The 10207-nt window shown below is 69.7% G+C and carries 9 protein-coding genes; 4 read left to right on the top strand and 5 right to left on the bottom strand.

Going from position 1 to position 10207, the window contains the following annotated elements; all coding sequences use genetic code 11:
• The first annotated feature begins 15 nt into the window (after window positions 1–15).
• Entirely contained in the window at window positions 16–861 is an 846-nt protein-coding gene (locus tag VK92_RS07600) for a helix-turn-helix domain-containing protein (RefSeq protein WP_048020422.1), read from the top strand.
• Window positions 862–898: 37 nt separating this feature from the next.
• Here the strand turns inward: VK92_RS07600 and VK92_RS07605 are convergent, their stop codons facing one another.
• On the bottom strand, window positions 899–1798 hold the full coding sequence (locus tag VK92_RS07605) for a LysR family transcriptional regulator (protein WP_048020424.1): 900 nt from the start codon (window positions 1796–1798) through the stop codon (window positions 899–901).
• Window positions 1799–1893: 95 nt separating this feature from the next.
• Here VK92_RS07605 and VK92_RS07610 point away from each other — a divergent pair, with 95 nt between their 5' ends.
• Complete coding sequence (locus VK92_RS07610) at window positions 1894–2772, top strand: aldo/keto reductase family oxidoreductase (RefSeq protein ID WP_048020425.1); 879 nt, start codon at window positions 1894–1896, stop codon at window positions 2770–2772.
• Between the two features lie 67 nt (window positions 2773–2839).
• Here VK92_RS07610 and VK92_RS07615 read toward each other — a convergent pair whose 3' ends face one another.
• Window positions 2840–4042: an MFS transporter gene (locus tag VK92_RS07615; protein ID WP_048020427.1), complete on the bottom strand. Its 1203-nt coding sequence runs from the start codon at window positions 4040–4042 to the stop codon at window positions 2840–2842.
• A 70-nt stretch (window positions 4043–4112) separates the two neighbouring features.
• On the opposite strand from VK92_RS07615, the gene VK92_RS07620 reads away from it, so the two are divergent.
• A complete protein-coding gene (locus VK92_RS07620) occupies window positions 4113–5171 on the top strand; it encodes an AraC family transcriptional regulator (protein WP_048020429.1) in 1059 nt (352 codons plus the stop codon).
• Window positions 5172–5346: 175 nt separating this feature from the next.
• Here VK92_RS07620 and VK92_RS42385 read toward each other — a convergent pair whose 3' ends face one another.
• Both VK92_RS42385 and VK92_RS07625 read right to left on the bottom strand, forming a co-directional pair.
• Window positions 5347–5514 (bottom strand): hypothetical protein, encoded by a 168-nt coding sequence (locus tag VK92_RS42385; RefSeq protein WP_021161681.1) that lies wholly within the window; start codon window positions 5512–5514, stop codon window positions 5347–5349.
• A 63-nt stretch (window positions 5515–5577) separates the two neighbouring features.
• Complete coding sequence (locus VK92_RS07625; protein ID WP_122982953.1) at window positions 5578–7482, bottom strand: DUF3857 domain-containing protein; 1905 nt, start codon at window positions 7480–7482, stop codon at window positions 5578–5580.
• Window positions 7483–7680: 198 nt separating this feature from the next.
• On the opposite strand from VK92_RS07625, the gene VK92_RS42390 reads away from it, so the two are divergent.
• A complete protein-coding gene (locus tag VK92_RS42390; protein ID WP_021161679.1) occupies window positions 7681–7839 on the top strand; it encodes a hypothetical protein in 159 nt (52 codons plus the stop codon).
• Window positions 7840–7909: 70 nt separating this feature from the next.
• On the opposite strand, the gene VK92_RS07630 is transcribed toward VK92_RS42390, so the two are convergent.
• On the bottom strand, window positions 7910–9880 hold the full coding sequence (locus VK92_RS07630; RefSeq protein WP_048020432.1) for an APC family permease: 1971 nt from the start codon (window positions 9878–9880) through the stop codon (window positions 7910–7912).
• Window positions 9881–10207 lie beyond the last annotated feature (327 nt).

Here is a 10207-nt window from a genome sequence, read left to right on the forward strand (position 1 = left end):
GCCCACGGAGGCACGATGAACGCCAGCCGCCGCGATCGGCACGCGCCGCCGCACGAACTGGGCCGGTTGCTGCGCTACTGGCGCGACGTGCGCGGCGTGAGCCAGCTCGACCTGTCGCTCGACGCGGGCATCTCGCAGCGCCAGATCAGCTTCATCGAAAGCGGGCGCAGCGTGCCGGGCCGCGACACGCTGCTGACGCTCGCACAGACGCTCGATGTGCCGCTGCGCGAACGCAACGCGCTGCTGCTCGCGGCCGGTTATGCGCCCATGTATTCGGAAGCGCCGTGGGATGCACAGGAGATGCACGGCGTGATCCGCGCGCTGGAGCGGGTCGTGCGCCAGCACGAGCCGTTTCCGGCGATCGTGATGGATCGCCACTGGAACGTGCTGATGACCAACGACGCGGTACCGCGCTTTTTCGGCTGCTTCATCGACATGGCCGCGCGCGACGGCCCGCGCAACCTGCTGCGCCTGATGTTCGATCCGCACGGCATGCGGCCGTTCATCGCCGACTGGGATACGGTATCGCGCAGCCTGCTGCAGCGCGTGCATCGCGAATCGGTCGGCCACGTGATCGACGACGACACGCGGCTGCTCCTCGACGACCTGCTCGCCACCTCCGATGTGCCGAGCGACCGGGCATCGCCGCCGGCCCCCGCCGCCGCGCCGTCGCTGCCGGTCATCCCGATCGGCTTCGTGCATGAAGGCGTCGTGCTGCGCTACTTCTCGCTGGTCACGACGGTGGGGACGCCGCAAAGCGCCGCCGCGCAGGAATTGCGCATGGAATGCATGTTCCCCGCCGACGACGCAACCGACGCGCGCCATCGGCAGTTGCTCGACGCACACGCGCCGATGCGCTGAGCGGGGGCATCCGGCGCATGCGCGACACCTTCGAAACTCAGGATGCCTTGACGAAATCGATGAACGCGCGCAGCGCCGGCGGCACGAGGCGGTGCCCCGGGTAGTAGAGAAACGGCCCCGAGAACGGTCGCCACCACGGTTCGAGCACCGGTTCGAGCACACCGCTGTCCATATGCGGACGCAGCCAGTCTTCGAACAGATGCACGATCCCGGTGCCGGCGATCGCCGCGTCGACCATCAGGTCCGTCGCGCCGCCGATCTGCACCAGCAGCGGCCCGGGGGCCGGCTCGACCCGCACGACCTCGCCGTCGCGCTCGAACTCCCACGGCGGCATCGCGCCGCTCGCGAAGCGTCCGCGCACGCAGCGATGGTCGAGCAAATCGCGCGGGTGACGCGGCCGGCCATGACGGTCGAGATAACCGGGCGCGGCCGCGGTCGCGAAGCGCTGGACGCGCGGGCCGATCGGTACCGCGATCATGTCCTGTTCGAGCCGTTCGTCATAGCGGATGCCGGCGTCGCACCCGGCCGCCAGCACGTCGACGAAGTTCTCGTCGGCGATCACTTCGAGCCGGATATCCGGGTACGCATCGAGGAAACGCGGCACGATCGCGGGCAGCACGAGCCGGGCCGCGCTGACCGGCACGTTGAGCTTCAGCGTGCCGGTCGGCTTGTCCCGGAATTCGCCGACCCCGTCGAGCGCCGCTTCCACTTCGGTGAGCGCGGGCCCGAGGCGCAGAAGCAGCCGCTCGCCGGCCTCGGTGAGCACGACGCTGCGCGTCGTGCGGTGCAGCAGGCGCACGCCCAGTCGTGCTTCCAGCCGGCGCACGGCCTCGCTCAGCCCCGACGCGCTCAGGCCCGTCATGCGCGCGGCGTCGCGAAAGCCGCTGGCGCGCGCCACTGCCATGAACGCATTCAGGTCGCCCAGATCGGTTTGCATTGTTCGCCTTTTCGTACAACCCGTGCGGATTATGACGGCTTATCGCGCAGACGGCCAATGCCTATGCTGGACGCACTTTCGACAGGAGCACAGTCATGTCCGACATCCGACACACCGCCGCCTTCCGGCTCGGCGATCGCCACGTCAAACGCATCGGCTACGGTGCGATGCAGCTCGCGGGACCGGGCGTATTCGGTCCGCCGAAGGACCGCGATGCCGCCCTGAACGTATTGCGCGAAGCCGTCGCGTCCGGCGTCGACCATATCGACACCAGCGATTTCTACGGCCCGCACGTGACCAACCGGCTGATTCGCGACGCATTGCATCCGTATCGCGACGATCTCGTGATCGTCACCAAGATCGGCGCGCGACGCGGCGACGACGCATCGTGGCTGCCCGCCTTCGCGCCCGCCGAACTCGAACGGGCCGTACACGACAACCTGCGCAACCTCGGAGTCGACGTGCTCGACGTCGTCAACCTGCGCATCATGTTCGACCCGCACGGGCCGGCAGAAGGATCGATCGAGGCGCCGCTGAGCACGCTCGCCGACCTGCAGCGGCGCGGGCTCGTCCGCCACGTCGGCCTGAGCAACGTCACGCCCGCGCAGATCGCGCAGGGCCGGCGGATTTGCGACATCGTGTGCGTGCAGAACCACTACAACGTCGCCCATCGCGGCGACGACGCGCTGATCGACGCGCTCGCCCGCGACGGCATCGCCTATGTGCCGTACTTTCCGCTCGGCGGCTTCTCGCCGCTGCAGTCGTCGACACTGTCCGACGTGGCGGCGCGCGTCGGCGCAACGCCGATGCAGGTCGCGCTCGCGTGGCTGCTGCGTCGCGCGCCGAACATCCTGCTGATTCCCGGCACGTCGTCGGTCGCGCATCTGCGCGAGAACCTCGCGGCGGCCGGCCTCGTGCTGCCGGACGATGCGCTCGCGGACCTCGACCGCATCGCAGGCACCGGCACCGCCTGACGCCCGACGGGCGGACGGCCGCCGACGGGCCTGCACCACCGCGCCACCGTGCCGGCCTGCCGGCCGGTCAGGACGTGGCGACGCCGACCCGCTTCGGCACGCCCGTCACGATCGCCGCGACCGCGACGGCCAGCACGACGGCCGCGCCCACGAACACGCCGGCCGCGCCGTTCGCGTCGAACACGACGCCGCCGGCCGCCGCCCCCGTCGCGATGGCAAGCTGGATCGCCGCGACGATCAGCCCGCCCGCGCTTTCGGCTTCATCGGGCACGGTGCGCGTGACCCAGGTCGACCACGCGACCGGCACGCCGCCGAAGGCCATCCCCCACAACGCGACGAGCACCGCATCGATCATCGGTGCGCGGCCGAGCGCGACGAGCGCGACGGCGAGCACGACCATCAGCGCGGGCATCGCGATCAGCATCGGCCGCAGCCGGTGTTCGAGCACGCGGCCCGCGAGCGACGTACCGACGAAGTTGGCGATACCGTAGCCGAGCAGGATCGCCGACAGGCCGTTCACGCCGACGCCCGCGACCTGTTCGAGGAACGGCCGCAGATACGTGAAGAACGCGAAATGCCCGGTAAACACGAGGATCGTCGCGAACATCCCGAGGCCGACGGTCGGCCGGCGCAGCACGTCGATCAGCGTCCGCAGCCGCGTCGTGCCGCTCGGCGGCAGCGACGGCAGCGTGACGAGCTGCGACACGAACGCGATGCCGCCGAGCGCGCCCGCGATCAGGAACACGTTGCGCCAGCCGATCAGGTGACCGAAGTAGCTGCCCATCGGCGCGGACGCGATCGTCGCGACCGCCACGCCGCTGAAGATGATCGACAGCGCACGCGGCACCATCGCCGTCGGCACGAGCCGCATCGTGGTGGCCGTCGCCATCGTCCAGAAGCCGCCCAGCGCGACGCCGAGCACGACGCGGCCGATCAGCAGCATCGTCAGGCTGGTCGCGAACGCGACCGCGAGATTCGACGCGACCAGCAACACCGAAAACGCGAGCAGCACGCGCCGCCGGTCGATCGTGCGCGTCACCGCGGAGATCAGGAGGCTCGTGACGAGCGCCACCGTCGCGGTGGCCGTGACGGCCTGCCCGGCGACGCCTTCGGTCACGCCGAGGCTCTCGGCCATCGGCGTCAGCAGGCTCGCGGGCAGGAATTCGGCCGTGACGAGCCCGAACACGCCGAGCGCCATCGCAAATACCGCGCCCCAGGCCGGTTCGCGGGGGGCCGCCGTCGCGGCGACAGAGGAAATTCCGGGATTCATGCGTCGTTCCGTGTCGTTTAGGGAAAATACCGATGACGGCGTATCGTAAGGAACCACGGCAGGACGGTCTATGACATACAATCCGCTCTTGTTGATCGATCGTCCGAATCTCGCCATGTCCGAGCCCCTGTCTTCGTCCACGTCCGACGTACACGACCTCGTCAGCGAACTGCTGCTGGGGATGCGCCTGAGCGGCGTCCAGTACCGCCGCATCCAGGTGGCGCGGCCGTTCGGGCTGAGTTTCGGCGATGCGCCGGGCCGCGCGCAGTTCCATTTCGTCGGGCGCGGGCCCGTGCTGCTGCGCGACGCGAACGGCGAGACGATGCGGCTCGAAGCCGGCGACGCGATCCTGCTGCCGCACGGCGGCATGCACGCGCTGGTCTCCGACCCCGATGCGCCGTGCCGCGAGATCAACGGCTTCGAGGTCGCGAAGATCTGCGATACGGTGGCGTCGGTCGCGTCGGTGGCATCGGCGGGCGCGTCGCCGGCAAGCTGCGCGACGACCGAGCCGGGTGCCGGCGACGCGCTGATCTTCAGCGCATGCATGGAGCTCGACCTCGGCGGCATGCAGCCGCTCGTCGGCACGATGCCCGAGTTCATGCACGTCGGCACGCTGCTCGCGCGCTACCCGGAAATCCGCCCGATGCTCGATGCGATGGAGCGCGAGTCCTGCTCGGCGCGCGCGGGCTTCGCCGGCATCCTCGCGCGGCTCGCGGACGTGGTCGCGGCGTTCATCGTGCGCGGCTGGGTCGAATGCGGCTGCGGCGACGCGACGGGCTGGGTGCAGGCGCTGCGCGAACCGAAGCTCGGCCGCGCGATCGTCGCGCTGCATCGCGATCCGGGCCGCAACTGGAGCGTGGCGGAACTCGCCACCGAAGCGGGCGTGTCACGTTCGGTGTTCGCCGAACGCTTTCTCGCGGCCACCGGGATGACGCCCGTGCGCTACCTGACCGAGCTGCGGATGCGGCTCGCCGCGCAATGGATCACGCGCGACCACGAGACGATCGAGGCCGTCGCGTACCGGCTCGGCTATGGCTCGCTCGCCGCGTTCAGCCGCGCGTTCAAGCGCGTGGTGGGCAAGCCGCCGGGCGCCGTGCGCGCGGACGGCGAGGCGCGCGTCGAAGCGTAACGCGCGACGTGCCACGCGCCATGTTTCGCGCGTGATGCCGGCCGCGGCCGCCGGCCGTCGCCCGAGTTGCCGCCCGAGTTGCCGCCCGAGTTGCCGCCCGAGTTGCCGCCCGAGTTGCCGCTCGAATCGCCGCCCGAATCGCCGCCCGAATCGCCGCCACGCGTGATTGCCGCGCTCAGCCGCTGCGCGCTTCCAGCCTGTCGACCAGCGCCGTCGCGCACTGCACGGCAAGCGCCGCGCACTGCTCCGCATCCACCACCGCGCCGCCGGCAACGGTGCCTTGCACGATCCGGCCCAGCAATTCCTTCGAGAGATCGGCGATCTCGTGATCCCGTTCCGTCATGATGTCCCTCCTGCGCGCCGACCGATGGTCTCCACGCGCTCACGTCCCCTGCCCGTTCAACGTTCAGCGCCCTTTCGCCCGCACGACGATCTGCGCCTGCGTGTCGCGCTCGATGCGTTCGAGCGACGCGCGCAACGCCGTGAATTCGTCCGGCGTACACACCTGGCGGCCGAAATCCGCCGTCATCCGCCGCGAGACCTGCACGACATGCGCGGCCGCGTCGAATACGTAATGCGACGTGAAGTCGACGAAGCGGTCGTGCACGGCCGTATCGGCCGGCAGGTCGGTCACCGCGACGTCGGCCGGCAGCGCGATCTGGCCGGTCTCGTCGAACGTGCCGCCGATACAGCCCCACGGCTGCGTGCGCACAGGTTCGGCCAGCCAGCTCTCGACCTGTGTCGCGATGCCGCCCGTCAGGCTCGACAGCGCGGGTAACGCGGTCGTGCCGTCGGGCCATACGAAATGATCGAGCGTGCCGGAAAGCGTCACGTCGAACGGCCCGTCGGTCGCGCGCCGGTCGCTGGTCGACAGTTGCGCGCGGCCGCGCAAGCCGCTTTGCCGCAGACGGTTGTTCGCGAGCTGGACGATGGCGTCGGGTGTCGCGCGACGAAACAGGTTGCGTTCGAGTTCGGCCGTCCAGCCGTCATCCTCGATGTACGCGTGAAACTGCGCGGCACCCGGCCCGGCCGCATCGATTTGAACCCGCGCGACGCGGCCGCGCGGCTGCGTGGCCGGCGTCCGTGACAGCACGCCCGTATCGACGAGCAGCGCGGGGCGATCCATCACGATGGGCGGCAGATAGCCGAACGCGATGCCGGCCGTCGTCGTATCCGCATAACGGGCGAGGTCGGGCAGCCACGTGATCGCATGATTGATCGCCCCGCCGCCGTAACCGGGCACCGACGGCAGCGTGTAGACGGACCCGAGATTGATCAGCACCGGTTCGCTGCGGATGCCGACCGCCGCGAGCAGCGCGCCGAACAGCGCGACATGATCCTTGCAGTCGCCGTAGCGGTTGCGCAGGATGTCGGTGACGCGATGCGGCGCGGCAGCCGTTTCGCCGAGAAACAGCCCGACGTAGCGCACGTTCGCCTGCACCCAGTCGTACAGGATGCGCGCCTTGTCGCGCGGATCGGCGGCGCCCGCGGTCAGCGCGCGCGCCAGTTGCGTCACGGCCGGATCGGCCGTGCCCGGATCGACGGCCGCGTTGCGGTAGCGCGCGGCGAACGCCGCATAGTCGGGCAGCGTCGACACGACGAGCCGGTCGCCGTAGGTCGCGTAGCCGACCGCGCCGTTCTCGATGCGGTCGTACGGGCCGTGCCGGTAGTCGAACTCGTAGCGCGTGCGGCCGTTCGCGGTGACCGGCGGCAGCGCGACGTAGCCGCGCGCATCCGCGTACAGCGGCATGTCGGCCGGCACGTCGAAGATCAGCCGCTGGTTGTCGACCGGCTCGCGCGACGGCTCCACGGTGTAGCCGAAGTAGCCGCGGTTGACGGGCTTCGTGCGGGTCTTGCGGAACGCCACGCGCGTGCTCGACCCGGCTTCGACGCCGGGAAACACGACGGTGCGCAACAGCCCGTCCTGGAACGTCGGCGCGCCGGCCGAACGCGGTTCCTGCACGTCGCGGATGCCGTCCACGCCGACCGGATGCGCGACACCGTCGCGGTCGATCGTCTCGGCCGCGAGCAGTTCCACCTTCTCGAGATTCTTGTCGAACCACACGTAGCGCTGCGCGACGGCATCGATGCCGTTCGCGTCGTTCGCGCGCAGCGTCGAATCGTCGTGCTCGTCGAGCGAACCGTCGTGCTGGATCATGAATTCGTGGACGTCGCTGACGAGCGTGACGGGCGCTGTGCCGGCCGCGTCGGCTGTGTCGGCCGCGTCGTGCGGCGCGTCGGCGGCCACGCTCGCGCCCGGGCTCGCACCGGCCGCATGCGATGCGCCGAGCGCAACAGCACATGCCAACATCCAGCCGGCCAGGCCGACAGAAAAGCGCACCACATCGCACCTCGTCGCGGTTCGGAAAACGCGGCCGCGCGGCGGGCAAGGTCACGCGCGCGGCCCTCGTGCCGGCCAGTGTGGGCGACGCATCCGCACGCGTCAAGCCGGCGCAGGCCGACCTACAATGAGTCATCGATGTGTCATCGCGCGCGGCCGGGAGGCACCATGGAAAGCGCAATCGTGGAAGGCGTCGTCCTGCTGGCATTCGCCGCACTCGCCGCGCTGTTCTTCTTCAAGCGCCCGGGGCGCGACCGCGCGAGAGCCAGATTCCATCATCCGCTGCTACGGCGGCCGAACCGTCCGCATCGGCATCACCGGCCCTGACGGCCGCTGCCCGGTCGCCGGCGAAGCGTGCCGCGTCCACGCGGGCGTGCAACGCGGCCGCGCCCGCTCGCTAACCGACGTTCATCGGCAGCAGCACCATCTGCTTGCCCTCGACGTGCAAGCGCGCCTGCAACTCGACCGGCGTCTGGTTGTGCAGCCAGGCCGTCAGGAAATTCACGCGCCGGAAAATCAGCTTGCTCGCGAAGCACACGGCATTCGGGTACGCGTCGAGCGTCGACGACGCGAGGTTCATGAATTCGACCACGGGGTTCGTGCCGAACGCGATCCGGTAGTCGGCCGCGATGCCGCTGCGACGGCAGTGCGCGACATAGTAGTCGAGCGCCTCGGTGATCGAGTGACGCAGCCGTTCGAGATGTTCGTGACCGTCGTACGCCTTCGCGTCGACTTCGCCCACCGCGAGGAAGATCACGTTGCGGAAGTGCCCGGGAAACAGCCGGTTGACCCACAGCAGCGCGTGCATGCTCGCACCGCGATGCTTGCCGACCAGCAGCACGGCGGTCGGCTGCGACGGGTCGGGCTTGCCCGGCGCGACCGTCTCGTCGACTTCGGGCGCCTTGCCCGAGAACAGTTCGTCCTCCTTGGCGAGTTGCGCGCGCGTATACGCGTAGTGGCGGTTGATCATGAAGCACAGCGCGATCACCGCGCTCGTCACGAGCACCGTGAGCCAGCCGCCCGCCGTGAACTTCTCGATCAGCGTGATGCCGAGCACGGTCGCCGTCACGCTCAGCCCGAGCGCCGACAGGAAGAAGTGCTTGAGCCAGCCCGGCTCGCTGCGATGACGCCACCAGTACGTGCACAGCCCGAGCAGCGACAGGCTGAACGTGAGGAACACGTTGATGCTGTACAGCACGACAAGCACGTCGACGTTGCCGTGCGTCCACAAGAGGATCAGCAGGCTCGACAGCCCGACGACGATGATGCCGTTCTGCCGCACGAGGCGCCCCGACAGGTCGCGGAAATGGCGCGGCACCCATGAATCCGACGCCATGTTCGACAGCACGGCCGGGCCGTCGAGGAAGCCCGTCTGCGCGCCGACCAGCAGCAGCCCGGCCTCGAACGCGAGCACGGCCGCGAGCAGCGCGTGGCGCGCGAACGCCGAGCCGAGCCCGAGGTGGTCGATCACGCTGCCGAACACGACCGCGTTGAGCGTCTCGCCGTCGACGGGCTTCGCGTGCCACAGCATGTACAGCAGGATGATGCCGCCGGCCGTGAACGCGAGCGACGTCGACATGTACCACATCGTCACCTTGCCGTTCGGCACGCGCGGATCGGCAAGCATGTTCACGTTGTTCGACACGGCCTCGAGGCCCGTATAGGTGCCGCCGCCGAGCGAGAACGCGCGCATCAGCAGCGCGAGCAGCACGAACAGGCCGAGCGACTGCGACATGCCGTGCGCTTCGTGCACGGCGTCGGGCACGACCATCGCGAGGCTGCTGCCGTGCACGGCGACGCCGTACACGATCAGCCCGAAGTGCAGGATCACGAAGCCGATGAAGATCGGCAGCAGCACCATGATCGATTCGCGCATCCCGCGGAAATTGAGCCCCGTCATCATCAGGATCAGCACGATCTCGGTGGTGAGCTTGAAGGCTTGCGCGCTGACCGGCAGCAGGCTGAAGAATGCGTCGACGCCGCTCGCGAGCGACGTCGCGACGGTCAGCACGTAATCGACCAGCAACGCCGCGCCCGACACGAGCCCGGGCTTCGACCCGAGCAGCGCCGTCGCGACGCGGTAGCCGCCGCCGCCCGTCGGGAACAGCTCGATCACCTGGTTGTAGCCGAGCGCGATGATGAACACGGTCGCCGCCGTCGCCAGCGCGAGAAACAGCGCGAGCGCGTGGTGCTGGCCGAGCGCGAGGAACGCCTCCTCCGGGCCGTAGCACGACGACGACAGGCCGTCGGCGCCGAGCCCGACCCAGGCCAGCAGCGGCGTCACGGCGATCGCATGCCGCGTGCGCGGATCGAGGGGGTCGAGCGGCTTGCCGACGAGCAATTGCCACACTTTCTGGAATGCGGTCATGGTCCCCTCCCGGAACGTCCGGCGCCACGCGCTGCGTGATCCTTTAAAACTAATCGACGCACGGGCGCGGCGCCAGTCCGCATCTTCCATAGGGGCCGCCCGGCGGCCCGGCACCGCTTTCAGCGTGTAAACGAACGACGCCGGCAGCCACGCGCCGGATCGTCCGCCCGCACGCACTCGCGCAACACGACGAACCTGCCCCGGCGACATTCGAGGCGACCTTCGCGGTGACCTTCGTGGCGACCTTCACGGTGATCTTGCCGGCCGCCTTCCCGCGCCCGCCGGCCCCACACGTCGTACCGCCCGATACCGGCCCGCCCCGCTCGC

Origin of the sequence: Burkholderia sp. LK4 (assembly GCF_001043615.1) — a bacterium.
GTDB classification, from domain to species: domain Bacteria; phylum Pseudomonadota; class Gammaproteobacteria; order Burkholderiales; family Burkholderiaceae; genus Burkholderia; species Burkholderia cepacia.